The 16832-nt window shown below is 38.9% G+C and carries 14 protein-coding genes; 7 read left to right on the top strand and 7 right to left on the bottom strand.

Features of this window, described 5'->3' with window-relative positions:
• Positions 1 to 134: 134 nt before the first annotated feature.
• A complete protein-coding gene (locus tag G525_RS0113165; protein WP_027126579.1) occupies positions 135 to 1649 on the top strand; it encodes a DEAD/DEAH box helicase in 1515 nt (504 codons plus the stop codon).
• Between the two features lie 91 nt (positions 1650 to 1740).
• On the top strand, positions 1741 to 2394 hold the full coding sequence (locus tag G525_RS21820) for a carbohydrate-binding protein (protein WP_027126578.1): 654 nt from the start codon (positions 1741 to 1743) through the stop codon (positions 2392 to 2394).
• Between the two features lie 15 nt (positions 2395 to 2409).
• On the opposite strand, the gene G525_RS0113155 is transcribed toward G525_RS21820, so the two are convergent.
• Positions 2410 to 2673 (bottom strand): hypothetical protein, encoded by a 264-nt coding sequence (locus G525_RS0113155; RefSeq protein WP_027126577.1) that lies wholly within the window; start codon positions 2671 to 2673, stop codon positions 2410 to 2412.
• A gap of 308 nt (positions 2674 to 2981) precedes the next feature.
• Here G525_RS0113155 and G525_RS0113150 point away from each other — a divergent pair, with 308 nt between their 5' ends.
• Positions 2982 to 4247 carry an NAD(P)/FAD-dependent oxidoreductase gene (locus G525_RS0113150; RefSeq protein ID WP_035479709.1) on the top strand — a complete coding sequence of 422 codons (1266 nt, stop codon included), beginning with the start codon at positions 2982 to 2984 and terminating at the stop codon, positions 4245 to 4247.
• 198 nt (positions 4248 to 4445) lie between these two features.
• Positions 4446 to 4889: a cold-shock protein gene (locus G525_RS0113145; RefSeq protein ID WP_027126575.1), complete on the top strand. Its 444-nt coding sequence runs from the start codon at positions 4446 to 4448 to the stop codon at positions 4887 to 4889.
• Here G525_RS0113145 and G525_RS0113140 read toward each other — a convergent pair.
• The 3 genes from G525_RS0113140 to G525_RS0113125 form a co-directional block, all read right to left on the bottom strand.
• A complete protein-coding gene (locus G525_RS0113140; RefSeq protein WP_027126574.1) occupies positions 4886 to 5482 on the bottom strand; it encodes a pseudouridine synthase in 597 nt (198 codons plus the stop codon). The two genes, G525_RS0113145 and G525_RS0113140, sit on opposite strands and share 4 nt — an antisense overlap.
• Positions 5469 to 7760 carry a type IA DNA topoisomerase gene (locus G525_RS0113135; protein WP_027126573.1) on the bottom strand — a complete coding sequence of 764 codons (2292 nt, stop codon included), beginning with the start codon at positions 7758 to 7760 and terminating at the stop codon, positions 5469 to 5471. Before G525_RS0113135 ends, G525_RS0113140 begins: the two co-directional genes overlap by 14 nt.
• A 537-nt stretch (positions 7761 to 8297) precedes the next feature.
• Positions 8298 to 9104, bottom strand: a complete 807-nt coding sequence (locus G525_RS0113125) for a DUF1853 family protein (protein ID WP_027126572.1) — start codon at positions 9102 to 9104, stop codon at positions 8298 to 8300.
• Between the two features lie 111 nt (positions 9105 to 9215).
• Between G525_RS0113125 and G525_RS0113120 the strand changes: the two genes are divergently transcribed.
• The 3 genes from G525_RS0113120 (at position 9216) to G525_RS0113110 (ending at position 14488) form a co-directional block, all read left to right on the top strand.
• Complete coding sequence (locus tag G525_RS0113120; RefSeq protein WP_027126571.1) at positions 9216 to 10772, top strand: DEAD/DEAH box helicase; 1557 nt, start codon at positions 9216 to 9218, stop codon at positions 10770 to 10772.
• Between the two features lie 401 nt (positions 10773 to 11173).
• Positions 11174 to 13645 (top strand): zinc-dependent metalloprotease, encoded by a 2472-nt coding sequence (locus tag G525_RS0113115; RefSeq protein WP_027126570.1) that lies wholly within the window; start codon positions 11174 to 11176, stop codon positions 13643 to 13645.
• Between the two features lie 273 nt (positions 13646 to 13918).
• Complete coding sequence (locus G525_RS0113110; protein WP_169514446.1) at positions 13919 to 14488, top strand: DUF4251 domain-containing protein; 570 nt, start codon at positions 13919 to 13921, stop codon at positions 14486 to 14488.
• A 270-nt stretch (positions 14489 to 14758) separates the two neighbouring features.
• On the opposite strand, the gene G525_RS22525 is transcribed toward G525_RS0113110, so the two are convergent.
• The 3 genes from G525_RS22525 to G525_RS22285 are packed head-to-tail and all read right to left on the bottom strand — an operon-like array spanning position 14759 to position 16454.
• Positions 14759 to 15373: a hypothetical protein gene (locus G525_RS22525; RefSeq protein ID WP_051209938.1), complete on the bottom strand. Its 615-nt coding sequence runs from the start codon at positions 15371 to 15373 to the stop codon at positions 14759 to 14761.
• Between the two features lie 5 nt (positions 15374 to 15378).
• Positions 15379 to 16095 carry an FAD-binding protein gene (locus G525_RS22520; RefSeq protein WP_051209937.1) on the bottom strand — a complete coding sequence of 239 codons (717 nt, stop codon included), beginning with the start codon at positions 16093 to 16095 and terminating at the stop codon, positions 15379 to 15381.
• Between the two features lie 11 nt (positions 16096 to 16106).
• Positions 16107 to 16454 (bottom strand): hypothetical protein, encoded by a 348-nt coding sequence (locus G525_RS22285; protein ID WP_157491942.1) that lies wholly within the window; start codon positions 16452 to 16454, stop codon positions 16107 to 16109.
• Positions 16455 to 16832: the final 378 nt, after the last annotated feature.

Below are 16832 nucleotides of genomic sequence, written 5' to 3'. Positions count from 1 at the left end.
GAAGAGAAATTGGTATAACTATCAGAAAACCACTACATATGACCCCAAGACTTGTTAATTATTTTCAACAATAGCCTAGAATAACTCTTATAAAACCTTAATTTTGTGAAAATTTTTTTCGAACGCCTTTTTTTATGTCAGAAACCTTAGAGCAACTTAATGTAGTAGAAACCAAAAAGGATCTTTATGATTATCAACTTGCTGATCTCAATAAGATTTTTAAGGTGATGGAAACTGCTCCCGACAATTTTAATTTGTTGTACCAACTGCCAACAGGAGGAGGGAAGACGGTTATTTTTTCGGAGATCGTCAGACGCTATATTAAAAAACATAATAAAAAAGTAGTGATCCTTACCCATAGGATTGAGCTCTGCAAACAGACCTCAAAAATGTTGACTAATTTTGGCGTTGACAACAAGGTGATCAACAGCAATGTGAAGGAGCTTCCAGATCAAGACCAATATAAATGTTTTGTGGCAATGGTAGAAACCTTAAACAACCGGCTCAATGATAAGAAGCTCCGATTGGAAGATATCGGCTTGGTTATTATTGATGAAGCCCATTACAATTCCTTCCGAAAGTTGTTTAAATTCTTTGAAAATTGTTTTATTCTTGGAGTCACCGCCACGCCTTTAAGTTCTAATATCAAATTGCCTATGAAGGACAATTATCAAAAGTTGATTGTTGGCGACGATATTTCAACCTTGATAAAAAATGGATTTTTAGCGAATGCTGAACTGTACAATTTCGATGTCGAACTCAATACTTTAAAGATTGGAATCAACGGTGATTATACCGTGAAATCTTCAGAATCTCTATACACTAATTCTTATATGTTGAGCAAACTGGTGTTTGCTTATGAAGAAATGTCCAAGGGCAAAAAAACGTTGATTTTCAATAATGGCATCAACACTTCAAAAGAAGTGTATTATACGTTTAAGCGCGCGGGTTACAACGTTAGGCATTTAGATAATACCTGTAGCAAACAGGAGCGTAAGGAAATCTTAAATTGGTTTAAGAACACCCCTGATGGTATTCTTAGTTCCGTGAGTATTTTGACCACAGGATTTGATGAGCCCACTGTTGAATCCGTCATTCTTAATCGTGCCACGCGCTCTCTTACTCTTTATTTTCAAATGATAGGCCGGGGATCTCGAGTCTTGAAGGATAAGAAATCCTTTATGGTTCTGGATCTTGGGAATAATGCCGTTCGTTTTGGTCCATGGGACCAGCCTGTAGATTGGCAGCATATTTTTAAGTATCCTGATTTTTATCTCGAAAACCTTCGGAATGATGAAGATATTGAGCGCGACTTTGTGTATATCATGCCAGACTCTATAAGGGAACGTTTCCGTGAATCTGAATCCATTGCGTTTGATGTTAAGGCAGAATACGAAAAGGCCATTGCTGAAGGCAATAAATCCATCACAACTATTGAACGCTCCATAGAGCAACACTCGCAAATGTGCATCGCCAATGCCGAAACTATTTTTGACGCACGCGATTTGATCAAATATTTGCAGGATGACATTTCTTATAGAATAAAACAGTATTCGTATTGTATGATGAACAGTACCAAAAATTACAAAGAATGGCTGATGGAAGAATATAATAGAAAGTTAAGGTTGAGTTTTAACGGTAAGTTTTAACGTTTCCTTTAAAATTAGAGTCAGAATTAATCGTTAGTTTCGCTGAGAGGTACGGTTTTTGATTTTAAACTCCAAACTATTTTTTTATCTTATGGCATCTCGTAAATATACTCTTTTAGGCGTTTTTTTTCTCGCAGTGATCTTTCAGATGACCGCTCAAGAATTTCCCATTAAGAACATTCCTATTCCTGCAGTTGAAAAAAAGGAAGAAAAGAAAGAACCAGAACCTACACCGGTAAAGATTGAACCGATTGAAAAGGAAGAAAAACCGGCTGTTGAAAATCCCATCACCATCAAAAAAAAGGAAACCGAATTTTCAATGTTCGATAACAGCACCTTACGCGATCCTGGAGAAATTTTTGATAAAAAATGGAATAAGAAGGCAGTAGAACAAGGCTTTAAGATGGAATCCATGGAGGATCAATTTTTGGGTACTTTCGCAATTACTGGCAAAAAGGCCAATATAAGATGTAGAGACCACGAATATCCAGATGGCGACCGGGTGAGGGTTTTTGTCAATGGCACTGTTTTTATCCCAGATCTTTCATTAACCGGGAATTATAAGAGTTTTGATGTGCCCTTAGTTGAAGGCGTCAACAAGATAGACTTTGTTGCACTCAACCAAGGTGAGTCCGGTCCCAACACCGCAGAGTTCCAAGTATTCGACGACAATGGCGTTCAAGTATCTTCAAAAAAGTGGAATCTATTGACCGGAGTGACGGCTAGCATTACTCTGGTGAAATAGGAAAAGAATAAATTCTTAAAATAGAGGAAAGAAAGGCCCTTTTGCAATCGCGTGAAATTCCAACTGACTCGCTTTCTCTTGTATTTCATTCACAGTCACTACTTTGTTAGTGTGTACCGTAAACTCTGTAGGATAATCATCTTTAAAAATTACTTTGGTCACACCGTCAATTTGCAGGATCAACGCTTCTAGCTTTGCTTTGTCGGAAGGGTCTTCAATATTCGTTCTAAACGTTTTGCCGTGATTTCCTGGGATAATATTGTCATTGATGAACGTCATTTTTATGCTGTAGTTTTAATTGGATTCTATAGATAAATTTAGATAATATATTACACTTCACCTAATTGAAACGGCATAAATCCAAGGTTTTTCAAACAATAATCGCTAAGTTATTAATTTAAAGATTTTTGCACAGTTTATTCTTCAGTATTGCCAGAAACCACAGACTTTACTAGTGCTTGCAAACACATTCAATTCCAACCAAATTATGCCAAATAAAATAGGGAGAAAGACGTTGCTATTCCTATCTTTGCACAACTAAACACATCATGACTTTTGATGCTGTTTATTCACTAGCTTTCTACTTAATGAATATAGAAGCCACATCTAAAATTGTTATTGTTGGCGCAGGTTTTGGCGGAATCACCATTGCGAAAACCTTCAAGAACAAACCTGTTGAAGTTCTATTGATCGACCAACATAATTATCATAATTTCCAACCGCTCATGTATCAAATTGCCACAGGCGGATTGGAGCCCGATAGTATTGCGTATCCTGTACGACGGATCTTCAGAAACCAGAAGAACTTTAGTTTTAGAATGGCAAAGGTTGAGAATGTTTCTATTGACACACAAACCCTACAAACTTCAATTGGTCCCATCAGCTATGACTATTTAGTTATTGCCACTGGAAGTACTAACAACTTTTTCAATTTTGAACCTGTAAAGGATAAGTTACTGACTTTAAAATCCATTCCAGATGCGTTAAATATGCGCAGCTATATCTACCAAAATTTAGAAAAAGCCCTCGCACACCAAAATGACCAATCCATTGACGACCTCATGAATATAGCCATTGTTGGCGGAGGACCTGCGGGAATTGAGTTAGCTGGGGCGTTGGCGGAAATGAAGCATTTCGTTTTACCAAAGGATTTCCCAGATCTTGATATGTCAAAGATGCAGATCAACCTCTACGAAGCTGCTCCGGAATTACTGTCGGCAATGTCTGAAGCTTCTTCAACTAAGACCTTGCTCTATTTACGGGAATTAGGCGTCAACGTTCACTTAAACGCCAAAGTGAACGGATACGACGGAAAAATTCTGACCCTTGCTGATGGTACTAACTTTACCACAGATACCGTTATTTGGACTGCCGGCGTGAAAGCAGCGCCAATTAATGGGCTTCCTGAAGGTGCTTTAGCAGGAAATCGGATTTTAGTGGACGGTTATAATCAAGTAAAAAACACCAAGAATATATTTGCCATTGGTGACGTGGCAAGCTGTGTCACGGCAGAGAATCCTAAAGGATTACCTATGTTGGCACCCATAGCCCAACAGCAGGGCAAACTGCTTGCAAATAATATCGTCAAGCTTACCACGCAGCAACCCATGCAGCCTTTTAAATATAAAAACAAGGGAGTTATGGCAACCATCGGCCGAAAGAAGGCTGTCGTGGATTTACCAAAGTGGAAGTTTCAAGGGACCTTTGCCTGGTTGGTATGGATGTTTATCCATATCATGTCTTTGGTAGGTTTTAGAAATAAGATTATGGCTTTTTATGATTGGATGGCCAACTATTTAACCTATGACAAGCCTTTAGGATTAATAATTAGACCTTACAAGCGCAAAGAATAACGGTTTGAAGCCCAATATTTCAAATCTATCTCTTATATTTGTAAGGTATATAGACATTTAGTGGCCAGTTTCCTTAAATTCTCATGTACATTGCAATCACTGGAGTACGCTTTCGACATACATAATTTCAAGAATTACCTATCCTAAGTCTCCTCTGGAATTTCATATTTAACCCTTAAAACATATTTAAAAAAAAGAATGGCTAAGTCGCAACAGACCTTTAACAAAATTGAAAAAGAAAAAGCACGTGCTAAAAAACGTGAAGAAAAAAAGAAGAAAAAAGAAGCCCGTAGAGCGGAAGGTGGAACCGATGGTATCCAATTTGCTTACGTAGATGCTTACGGCAATTTAACAGATACACCACCAGATCCGGCAGACAAGATCAAGGTAGAAGCTGAAGACATCGTTTTAGGTGTTCCCAAGAAAGAAGAGGGCGAAGAGGAAGATCCTGTAAGACAAGGTAAAGTTTCATTTTATGACAGCTCTAAAGGTTTCGGTTTTATCATCGATTTAGAAAACAACGAAAAATACTTTTGTCACGTGAGCGGACTCTTGGATGATATCGCTGAAAACGACAAAGTCAGTTTTGAATTGGAACGTGGTATGAAAGGAATGAACGCGGTAAGAGTAAAACGCGTTTAATCAACATTTAATTCATCAATTTTAATAACATCTCCAGGTTGCATTTTGTTTAAATAAATGTGACCTATTCGCGTACGCACCAATCTTAAAGTTGGAAATCCAACCGCAGAGGTCATTTTTCTGACCTGTCTGAACTTTCCTTCGGTTATAGTAATTGATATCCATGAGGTTGGGCCATGGCGCACATCCCTTATCTTTTTAGAGCGTTCGGCAAAATCGGGTAAATTTTCCAACTTTTTAACTTTACAGGGCAGAGTACCATACTTAACGCCCTTAAAACCGATAGTTACCCCTTTTTGTAAATCAGCAATTGCCGCTTCAGTAATGGCACCATCTACTTGAACATAATATTCCTTTTCAATTGGCGTGCTACAAATGATATGGCTTAATACTCCATCAGTGGTCAGTAATAATAACCCTTCAGAATTTTTATCCAAACGTCCAATGGGCATGAGTCCTTCCGGGAACTCATAGAGCGCCCCCAAAAACTTCTTATTGCGTTCATGTTTGGCATTGCTCATGAATTGGCTGAGATAGCCTAAAGGTTTATGAAGTATAAAATGGACATGTTGTATTGGTTTAGATGTTTTCATTTAAAATATTATAAACCAATTCTTTACTCATTGTTTTGCCTGTAGCTTTTTGGCGAACGTCTTCAAAGCTAAACCTGAAATTGCAGCCGTCTTTGTAATGGCTACACCCGTAGGCTGTTTTTCCTTTTATGACCGTTCCTTTCTTACATTTGGGACACATTACGCTATCTGGAGTTGTCTTTTTGATCGATTTCTTCGGCTCCAAAATCAATTGAAATTGCGCATCAAATCTTACCAGACCGTCCAATTCTCCAATTTCTGTTTTAAAACCTTTTAAATTGACCGTTGATCCCTTTTGGAGCAAACGGACATATTGTTTCTCTGAAATCTTTTTGTCCTTAAACTTAAATGGTAAAACAAAGCGACAGCCCTCTTTAAAAGCACTGCACCCATAAGCCGATTTGCCTTTGATCAAATGTCCTTTTTTACATTTCGGACACTTTTCTGCGGTGATTCCAGCTTTCTTAAGTGCCTCTTTTTTAGCTTCGGATTTTTGTGCCACTTTTACATGGGAAATATTTGCGCGTTGGGTTTCACTTCGGACTTCATAGACCAAAGCATCCACCATTTTTTTCATGTTGGCGATAAACTGGGCAGCACTATAAGCTCCTTTTTCAATATCTTTCAATTGCTTTTCCCACATCCCGGTCAATTCTGCCGATTTGAGCAATTCATTTTGAATGGTATCAATCAATTGAATGCCAATATATGTTGGTAACACTTGTTTTTTGTTACGTTCAATATATTTCCGTTTAAATAAGGTTTCGATAATATTCGCACGGGTAGAAGGACGGCCAATGCCATTTTCCTTCATCAGTTCGCGCATTTCATCGTCATCTACCTGCTTGCCTGCAGTTTCCATGGCACGTAGGAGGGAAGCTTCCGTAAATTGATTGGGTGGCTTGGTCTGTTTTTCTAAGAAAGAAGGTTCATGAGGTCCCTTTTCACCTTTAACAAAGGAAGGGAGCGTATCTGAGGCTTTTTGTTCTTTGTCTGCCGATTCTAAAACAACACGCCAACCTTTACTCAAGATTTCTTTTCCTGTGGCTTTAAAATTCACGTCGGAAGCCTTGCCAATCACAGTCGTATTAGATACGGTACAATCCTCATAAAAAACAGCTATAAATCGTCTGGTGATAATGTCATAGACCTGCTGTTGGTTATATTGCAAATGGCTTTCCACACCAGTCGGAATAATAGCATGGTGATCTGTAACCTTCTTATCATTAAAAACTTTGGAAGATTTCTTAATCTTTTTACCTAATAACGGGCTAGTTAACGGAGTGTATTTAGATAGATTCTTTAAGATTCCCGGAACCTTAGGATAGATATCGTTTGGCAAAAATGTCGTATCGACTCGGGGATAGGTCACTACTTTTTGTTCGTAAAGTTTTTGTACAATTTTAAGTGTTTCATCCGCCGAAAATCCGAATTTGGTATTACAATATACTTGAAGTCCGGTTAAATCAAACAGCTTTGGCGCATAGTCCTTGCCTTTTTTCTTGACTACTGAAACAATTTCAAATTCGTGTTCCTTAACTTTATTTGCCAGAATTTCACCATCTTCCATCTTGGTAAAGCGGCCTTCTTCATAGCTGAACAAGGTGTTTCTGTAAAGGGTCTGTAGTTCCCAATAGGGTTGTGGCACAAAGTTTTCAATCTCTTTAAATCGGTTGACCACCATGGCCAAGGTTGGGGTTTGCACCCTGCCCACAGATAAGACCTGCTTATAACCCCCATGCTTTAAGGTGTAGAGGCGTGTCGCATTCATCCCCAAAAGCCAATCGCCAATAGCTCTGGAAAATCCGGCATAAAAAAGATTATCGTACTGCTCTGAGGGTTTCAAGTTCTCAAAACCTTCTTTTATGGCTTCCGAGGTCAGCGAGGAAATCCATAAGCGTTGTACTTTTCCCTTATAATTCGCCTGGTCTAGAACCCAACGCTGTATCAATTCTCCTTCTTGTCCCGCATCCCCGCAATTAATAACGACATCAGCGCTATCAAACAGCTTCTTTACAATTTTAAATTGTTTCTCAATTCCAGAATTGCTGACCACCTTAGTTTTAAACTTTTCAGGGAGCATAGGTAAATTGTTCAGATCCCAACTTTTCCAATGCGGCTTATAATCGTTGGGCTCCATTAGGGTACAGAGATGCCCAAATGTATAGGTTACTGCATAACCATTGCCTTCATAGTATCCGTCATGTTTACTATTGGCTCCTAAAATAGCAGCAATTTCGCGTGCTACACTTGGCTTTTCGGCGATACAGACTTTCAAAATTTGGGGTTAGTTAGTATTGGTTATTTTTATTGATGATTAGGGACGCTGTGCGTATTATTACAGCGTTTATTTAGTGTAAACAACAGAGCACATATTTCAAATTAAATTGATTATATTTTTAATTTTAACCTTTGCAAGGTAAAACCTTTTCAGGAGATACTGCAAGAATTTGGAGGAAACCCTTAACGTTTGTATTAAAACTCAAGAATGGTTTTTAGCCACTGATTTCTATGATATAAATATCCAAAATATAATGGACTGGTTTCAAATTGACTATCCAAATAACAATTTCGTAAACAGAACAGTTTATTGGTTTTTTTAATACAAAGGGAAAGTTTATTGCATTCATGACATTGATAGCAACCTATTTTTTTATAACATTTATAGAAAAAATGTGTGGCCCCAATAGCTATCGTAACGTGTCAAAAATTTTTAATTGTAGACACGAGATGTGCTACGTATATTAAACCGACTCCATGGGGCGGACCGTTACGTCCGTACAGTGCGTGTCAATTTTACTTGAGACCGATGCATTTACCACCAAACCACGAACAATTTTGAAAACTTCCCCTTCTGGTGTAACCAGCACAAAGGCGATCGTTTTTTGTGTGTCCAATGGCTAACTTCAACTTGAAAATCTGAAAAATCCATCCAATCCACATCGGCATTACAATCCATTAGCCAATCACCTTTGGGAGGGATGTAAAACTGAGCATGTTCAATGTGGTGGAGTTCCTCTAATTTCAAATAAAAACCCTTCAGACATGACGGATTCAAAGTGCCGAAAGGAAACTCATTATAATCAAAAGGTAAAAATAATTGCGCTTTAAAGAGGACCTGCTGCTTGATTTCAGAGAGGTTTAATTTTAAGTTGTTTAACACAATCTGAGTTTTAGAATGATAGAGGAGTGGCAACTGCTTTTTTTTCAGTTTATCCAATTTCTGAACCAGACTATCTTTTCTATTGGGACCAATCCAATGTGATAACTCGCAAGCTCCTCCGCTAGGATCAAACAGATAGAACTTATAGATAATTTCCAAATGTAAAGGACCATTTTTCGTCATTAAAAGCGCATCCATTTCGCCCACAGTGCGCTTACCATCCCGGATCTGAATGTTTTCAGCCACAATATCAAAATCGTCATTGGCATTCAATTCGTGGAACACAAAACGCTCCACCAATTTACCCAAACGAAGCTGTTCTTGAACCTTTACATCAAATTTAAGAGTGTAATTTGGCTCTAAATCAAACTGTTGTATGTTATAAACATCAGCTTTATGCCACAATATAGATGTGTTCAAATACCCTTCAAAATTCTGTTGCAGAGTGTCTTTTTCCATAATTTACTTGGGCAAAGTACAAATATCTTTTTAACTATTTATTGGAAGACCGTGCTAATACTCATATCTTTGCACCTTCTTATACATCCAACACCTAAGCGCAATACTCCAATGTCTGTAAAAACCCTTTCAGAAAATCTAGAACGTCAAACAGGAAAAGATTTATACAACTATCAGAAAAAGGCAATCGACAAGGTTTTTAAAGCATTTGACGAGGCTCCTGAAGATTATCACTTGCTTTACCAATTGCCGACTGGTGGTGGAAAAACTGTGATTTTCTCTGAATTTGTAAGACAATATCTTAAAAATCATGACAAAAAAGTTGTGATCTTGACCCACCGTATTGAGTTGTTAAAACAGACTTCCAGGATGTTGACAGAATTCAACGTGACCAATAAAGTGGTGGATAGTAAGGCCAATTTGGATGATCAAGCAGATTACAGCTGTTTCGTGGCGATGGTGGAAACCTTAAACAATCGACTTCAGGAAAATATGTTGGATATTTCTGATGTGGGTTTAGTGATTATTGATGAAGCGCATTACAACTCATTCACAAAACTTTTTAAATATTTCGAAAACTCCTTTATCCTTGGGGTAACGGCAACGCCTCTAAGTTCCAATAAGGATTTGCCAATGAAGGACAACTATAATGAGCTGATCACTGGTGAGACTATTGAGTCGCTCATTGATAATAATTTTCTTTCCCGTGCAGAAACCTATCAGTACAATGTTGGTCTGACCTCTTTAGAGGTGGGTTCCAATGGCGATTATACCGTAAAATCTTCCGAAGATTTATATACCAATTCAGACATGCTCCGCAAAGTGGTGTATGCCTATGAGCAGCATTCGCTCAACAAGAAAACCTTGATCTTTAACAATGGAATCAACACGTCGTTGCATATCTATGATGCCTTCAAACGCGCTGGTTATACCATTGCCCATCTCGATAATACGGCTACAAAAAAAGAACGCAAAACGATCCTGAAATGGTTCAAGGAAACTCCAAATGCTATTTTGTCTTCAGTGAGTATCTTGACGACCGGATTTGATGAGCCTTCTGTGGATACGATTATTCTAAATAGAGCGACTAAATCCTTGGCGTTGTACTATCAAATGGTCGGACGTGGCTCTCGTATTTACAAGAACAAGGAAGTGTTTAAGATCATCGATTTAGGAAACAATATGCACCGTTTTGGACCTTGGGGCGCGGACATTGACTGGCAAAAAATATTTGGTTCGCCAAATTATTATTTGGATAGTATCATCAACGATGATGATCTTGAAGCCAATTTTCGTTATGAGATGCCCGATGCCATCCGTAAGGAATTCGCCAATTCAAAAGAGGTGTATTTTGATATGAAACAGGCTTATATTGATTCGGTAAATAATGGCGATTCCTCAAAGGTTCTTTTGGAACAATCCATTGCCCATCACACTAAAATTTGTGTTGAAAATAGTGAAGACGTTTATGATGCCTTGGCTTTGATGAAATTGTTGGAAGATGATATCAATCACCGATTGGAACGCTATACCCAATGTATCAGTAAAAGTACCTATAACTTTGTGAAATGGCTACACGATGATTATCGCATGAAACTACGTGCCTACATCAGAGAAAACTTTGATACCGTTTTTGAAGAAATTCATGGCTACCCGCCTGAAGACTAATTTCTGTTGACTTCTGATCACGCTGATTTAATGTGATTTTTGGAGATAAATTCGCCGGAATTATCAGGTGTCTTGCATCTCCACATTAAATATGGAGCTCAGATATTTGCTGATGCTCATTGATTTTTAAACACAGATCACTACAGATCATTTTTAGTTCATTAGAATTTTCTCACTGGAGGTTCTACAAATGGATAAATTCCCTCAAACCCTCTGCGTCCCTACGTCTCTGCGAGATAGAGCCCTCCTTTATTTTTCCGCCATTCGACGCCATTAGAAGATTAATGGAACATATAATTTTCTCATTGGAACTTTTCTACTCTGCGCCTCTGCGAGAAAAACACCTCGCTTTCCAAAACTTATTTCTATCTTTATAACTCTTAACTTAACGAATAAATTCTATGAAGAAATTATGTCTCTTCGCACTTCTTATTGGAGGGCTACTCAATCCTTTGAATGCCAGTGCACAATCCAAAAAAAACAAAAAAAACGCAAAGAATAAAGTCGAAGCTCCGGTTCCGGAGAAGAAGAAAGAGGAAGCTATCAAACCTTACGATAAAGTCATTACCAAAGAAGCTGTGACCGACGAAGGACTGTTTAAAATTCATAAAATAAAGGATAAATACTATTTTGAAATCCAAGATAGTTTGTTGAATAAAGACATGCTGCTCGTGAGCCGAATGTCAAAATTGCCCTCAAATTTGGGTGGTGGGTATGTTAACGCTGGCTCCAAGGCCAATGAACAATTGATCGCTTGGGAGCGTTTTCAGGATAAGATCCTGATCAAAGTGAAATCCTATAATGCGGTGGCCATTGACAGTCTGCCCATCAACATTTCAGTGAAGGCCAACAATTACGAACCTGTTCTATACGCGTTTGATATTGCAGCCTTTAGCAAGGATTCATCTGCCGTTGTGATTGACGTTACCAAATTCTACACCAGCGATGTCAAAGCCATTAGCGGATTGTCAAGCAGTTTGCGTGAGACTTATAAAGTCAAAAATTTGGATGATTCGCGAAGTTTTATCACCACTGCAAAAAGCTTTCCATTGAACATTGAAATCGTACAGGACTTTACTTATAATGCATCAAAACCACCAATGCTTCCCGAAACGGAAACAATTAGCTTGCAAATGAATCAGTCTATGGTTTTATTGCCGTCCACACCAATGCAACCACGCCTTGCCGATCCTCGGGTGGGCTTTTTTACAGTGAGTCATTATGACTATAGTAGTGAGGCCTTAAAATCGGACCAAAAAACCTTCATCCGCCGCTGGCGCTTGGAACCTAAAGATCCTGAAGCTTATAAAAGAGGGGAGTTGGTAGAGCCAATAAAACCGATAGTCTATTATTTAGATCCTGCAACACCGGATAAATTGCGTAAATACATCAAACAGGGGATTGAAGAATGGCAGAAACCTTTTGAAACTGCTGGATTCAAAAATGCGATTATCGCCAAAGACCCACCAACTTATGAAGAAGATCCAGAATTCAGTCCTGAGGACATCCGATATTCGGTAGTGCGATATGTGGCGAGTACCACACGAAATGCTGTTGGGCCAAGCGTCTCCGATCCGCGAACGGGAGAAATCATTGAAAGTGATATCATCTGGTACCATAACCATTTGCGTTCTTATAGAAATCGTTATATGTTGGAAACTGGCGCTAGCAATCCGTCCGCGCGAACCTTGGCTACCAGTGATGATGAAATAGGAGAAATGATGCGTATGGTCATAGCTCATGAGGTAGGTCACGCATTAGGTTTTCCACATAATATGGGGGCCAGTCATGCCTATGATGTGGAAAGCTACCGTAACGGTGCGTTTACCCAAGAACATGGTATCGCAGCGAGTATCATGGATTACGCCCGTTACAATTATATTGCACAGCCAGGCGACCAGAATATAAGATTTGTCCGTCAGATAGGGCCTTATGACCATTATGTCACCAATTGGGGGTACCGCATGATTCCCGGAGCAACTACAGAAGGGGAGACGCCTACGTTGGACAAATGGGTCATGGAAAAAGCGGATGATCCGCGCTTTAAATATGGGAAACAGAGCAGTCGCTTTGATCCTTCTGCACAAACGGAAGACATTGGAAATAATTCGATGAAAGCCAGTACCTACGGACTTAAAAACCTAAAGTATGTGGCAGAGCATCTTCCAGAATGGACCAGTGATCAAACCAATGATTACGACGATTTAAAGGAATTGCAAGGGGAGTTGCTTGGGGTTTGGAACCGATATATTGGTCACGTCACCACCCATGTTGGTGGCGTTTATGAAGACACTAAAAAACCAAACCAAGACGGCGTTATTTATACGCCCGCCTCAAAATCGGATCAAAAGGAAGCGATGGCCTGGATTCAGGAAAATGCTTTTGCAAGCCCAACCTGGATGGTCAATTTCCAGATCTTGCGTAATATAGATCATTCAGGCTATACCGAAACCTATAGAAATGCACAGGCTAGACATTTAAATAGCATGCTCGATTTTGATGTCTTGGGGCGTTTGATTGACGGAACGGCCATCAATAAAGACAACTATTCAGCTTTGGAAATGTTACAAGACACGCGTAAAGGCATTTGGAAAGAACTCAGCGGCAACCAAACGGTGGATGTGTACCGACGTAATTTACAGCGCGCCTATATTGATCGTATGGGGTATTTGATGACGGAAGAATTGAAACCTAGCCGTTATGGGACGTTTTATAACGTGAACCAATCCGATGTGAGGGCTTTGGTGCGCGGTGAATTGAACACCCTCAAAACCCAATTGAACAGTCGTAAGAATTCAGTTTCAAATACGGAGACCAAATACCATTATCAGGATGCTATAAAACGGATTGAATTGATTCTTGATCCAAAATAAGAAGAGTTGTTTGATGTGATTATTGAACGCTGAGAACGTAGATTTTACGAGAGGTTCACTGATTTTTTGGATACAATTCAGCACGTACGTTTAAGTGGGTTATATGGATTGGTAATTAGTTTTTTTTGGTCTTTATTTTTCTTACAATTTTTTCGTATCTGCCATTGTACGCACATCGATATAGGTTGTTGCAGGTTGCAATGATCCAAAAAAAATGAACAGTTTCTACCATCGCTTAATTATTTTTTAATAACTTTATATAAAACTATGGCTATGAAAAATTTATTTTTATATAGTACACTTTTTGTAATGTTGATGGGCTGTGGCGGAACTAAAGAATTCACAGAACAAGACAACCAAGATTATAGGAATTTACAGGATTTAGTAGCGGCTAAAACCTTTGAAATTATTTCCAATCGCGCTATTCCAACAGCAACTGCAGCAATGAATAGAGTTGCAAATTCCAGACTCATGGGACCAGGAAATAGTGCCAATAATATAGATATCACCACAAACGCGAATTATTTAAAAGTTAAAGGTGATAGCATCCAAGGATTTTTACCGTTTTTTGGGGAACAAAACTTTGGTGGCGGTTATAATGGCAACCATAACGGGATTGAATTCAACGATGTGCCTAAAGAATATGAAGTCATCAACAATGACAAAAAACACACAGTGGACATTAAATTTAAAATTGAAGACGAATACCGACACAGTGACCGTTACGAGGTTCAGATCACGTTATATCCAAATAATAGAAGTACTATCAGAGTAGAATCTTCGGCGCGGACTTCTATTGAATATACAGGACGTGTAAGCAAACTGGAAGAGGTTAAGGAGTAATTTGAGAATTCTTGACTTGACAATATTCTATTTTACATAATATAAATTATAGAACATTTTTTAGCATTTTACGAAATAGCACTTTTTCGGCGCTATTTGACATCATCATAGATATAACAACACCTTAATGGTATTAGATCGTTAGTGATTATGTTCAAGTAAATTTCAGATTTATAAACTATCTGTTGTAAAATAGCAGAGTTTGAATATTCTGGATCATTCTCCAAATATTTTGAAATACACAATTCTAAGCGTTCTATCAAAGGAGTTTTACACCGAAGCGTCCAATCCAACCGTTTTTAAAAACCGATTCGAAAATAGCACCTGCATTTGTGGTGTTAATAATTTTTGTCGTTGCGCGATCCATTCGGTTGTTTCACCTTTATACATGTGATTGACCAATCCCGGAAACTCCCAATCGGCACTTTTTCCCCAATGCATCGTAAATGGGATGTTATTCGCTTTTAAGACTTGTATCATCCTTCGGGAATACTCTTCTAAACTTATAATTCTTGCCGTTTTTTTCCAAAGCACCCCGTCAATTACAAAGCGCATGGCAAAAATACCTGGAATTGGCCCTTCATCGCGGGTCAATTTCCCTAAAAGCTGCATGGCTTTTTCAGAATCTTTATGGTGGATGCCAAAAGAACAGGCAAACGCTGGACCTTGGTATGGCGCATCCCAAAAGATCTCTTTGAGCATGCCCGTAGTTTCCTCATTTACCGGAGGCAGAATGGTATCCCGTAAACGCTTCACCAACCACGGAATGCTTTTGGGCAAATTTTCGGCAAGCTTTACAAAGAGATGGATTAAATCGCGATACAGCGATTCCTTGATCACCGGGAATGGATCTGGATAGGGTTCTCTAAAGGGTTTCTTGTACATGATTTCTACCACACAATCCTGCTCATCAGTGTATGGATTGATAAATACTTTATAATGATAAGGCCGATTGCCCTTTCCTTGTGCATCGGTTTCGCCTGGAATCGTATTACCCGTGAGTTTAAGGTCTGAATAAACGCATCACTTAAGGCGGGTTTGGATTTCGGTTCGAGATAGACAATGTCATTGGGATTGGGACCTATGATCAAATTAAGCCCGACAACATAATCCTGAACTGATCCTGAATCAAGCGCAGACCCATGGACGCCGGTCGACACACAGCCTGCAAGAGTCTGTCCGCTGCTTGCGCCCGTTGTTTTGAGCGATTTGCCGTTTTCAGCCAAGGTTTCAGAAACTTCTTTAATGGTGTTGCCACATTCAAATAAAAACAGATTTGTAGGATCGTAGGTGTTGTTAGGATGGCAATCAGCGGCACGGATAGGCATTGAAAGATTCATGAAGCCATTAAAATGCATGCGGTCTTTATGACTGGCAATCGTATTCATGGACCAGGCCGAACCGTAGGCACGGAAACCCTCGCCAGCATGGTGACTTTCTCTTATTAATCGTTGAATTTCTAAGGCGACATCATTATAACGGTCCAGCTTTTTCGGCATCTCCCGTTCGCCTTCCAATTTCGTCTGGTACAATAACTTCAAAGGAAAAGGGCCGTTGTTATGTAAGGTATCCCATTCTGTCAATAGCTTTGATTTTGTATTTGCCATGATGTTCTAGTTTAAGGTTTTTCACACACATATTTGATTTTCACTTTACGCTTTTTACCAAACGTGATGGCATTAAGTAAAAGTCCACCAAATGTACTGCGATACTCAATGATGTTGATTTTTCCTGATTCACAGGCTTCCTTTTCCTTAATGAGGTAGGTAAAATCTTTTGAGGTCATGTTGATACCAATTGTTGTGTCCACCTCCACGACCGCCATTCCGCGGTAGTAATCGTCTCGGTCTGAAAATGGATCCGGTTGTGGTGTGCCATTGACATTCCGTAATCTAACGGAATAGCAAGACGTTAGAAAGCAAACACTCAGGAGCAAAAGGAAATATGAGATAGGATCATAGTGCATGTATTAAAGTTTATGTTCAGACTTAAAGACCGTGGGAAGATCTCAATTCAATACTTCTTTCGCCAAGTTTGAAACTTGAATGGGTTGCGTAACCTAATAGTAACCTTACCGTTTTCAGCAAGAAAATAGGTTTAGGCCTGTGGGGAGAAATGCAATCAATCTATTAAAAAATGTGGTCAACAAAAGGCTTCAAGCCATGCGTACAAAGCTATACTATCATAAACTCTTTAGGGGAGAATTCATTACCTCAATGCGGGTAATTGAATTTTAAAGATAGATAAAAATAATTAAATAGAGTTCATAAATCGCTCACTATGTTCGTTTAAACCTTCGGGGAGAATGCTTTGGAGGGTTTGAGATGTTTTGTTATAGAGGTGT

The sequence above is a fragment of the Gelidibacter mesophilus DSM 14095 genome (assembly GCF_000423005.1).
Classification (GTDB): Bacteria; Bacteroidota; Bacteroidia; order Flavobacteriales; family Flavobacteriaceae; genus Gelidibacter; species Gelidibacter mesophilus.
This window is presented reverse-complemented; position numbering and strand designations above follow the sequence as displayed.

Coding starts and splice junctions, on each gene's coding strand:
- G525_RS0113165 (WP_027126579.1), top strand. CDS start 135: ATGTCAGAAACCTTAGAGCAACTTAATGTAGTAGAAACCAAAAAGGAT.
- G525_RS21820 (WP_027126578.1), top strand. CDS start 1,741: ATGGCATCTCGTAAATATACTCTTTTAGGCGTTTTTTTTCTCGCAGTG.
- G525_RS0113155 (WP_027126577.1), bottom strand. CDS start 2,673: ATGACGTTCATCAATGACAATATTATCCCAGGAAATCACGGCAAAACG.
- G525_RS0113150 (WP_035479709.1), top strand. CDS start 2,982: ATGAATATAGAAGCCACATCTAAAATTGTTATTGTTGGCGCAGGTTTT.
- G525_RS0113145 (WP_027126575.1), top strand. CDS start 4,446: ATGGCTAAGTCGCAACAGACCTTTAACAAAATTGAAAAAGAAAAAGCA.
- G525_RS0113140 (WP_027126574.1), bottom strand. CDS start 5,482: ATGAAAACATCTAAACCAATACAACATGTCCATTTTATACTTCATAAA.
- G525_RS0113125 (WP_027126572.1), bottom strand. CDS start 9,104: ATGGAAAAAGACACTCTGCAACAGAATTTTGAAGGGTATTTGAACACA.
- G525_RS0113120 (WP_027126571.1), top strand. CDS start 9,216: ATGTCTGTAAAAACCCTTTCAGAAAATCTAGAACGTCAAACAGGAAAA.
- G525_RS0113115 (WP_027126570.1), top strand. CDS start 11,174: ATGAAGAAATTATGTCTCTTCGCACTTCTTATTGGAGGGCTACTCAAT.
- G525_RS0113110 (WP_169514446.1), top strand. CDS start 13,919: ATGAAAAATTTATTTTTATATAGTACACTTTTTGTAATGTTGATGGGC.
- G525_RS22525 (WP_051209938.1), bottom strand. CDS start 15,373: ATGTACAAGAAACCCTTTAGAGAACCCTATCCAGATCCATTCCCGGTG.
- G525_RS22520 (WP_051209937.1), bottom strand. CDS start 16,095: ATGGCAAATACAAAATCAAAGCTATTGACAGAATGGGATACCTTACAT.
- G525_RS22285 (WP_157491942.1), bottom strand. CDS start 16,454: ATGCACTATGATCCTATCTCATATTTCCTTTTGCTCCTGAGTGTTTGC.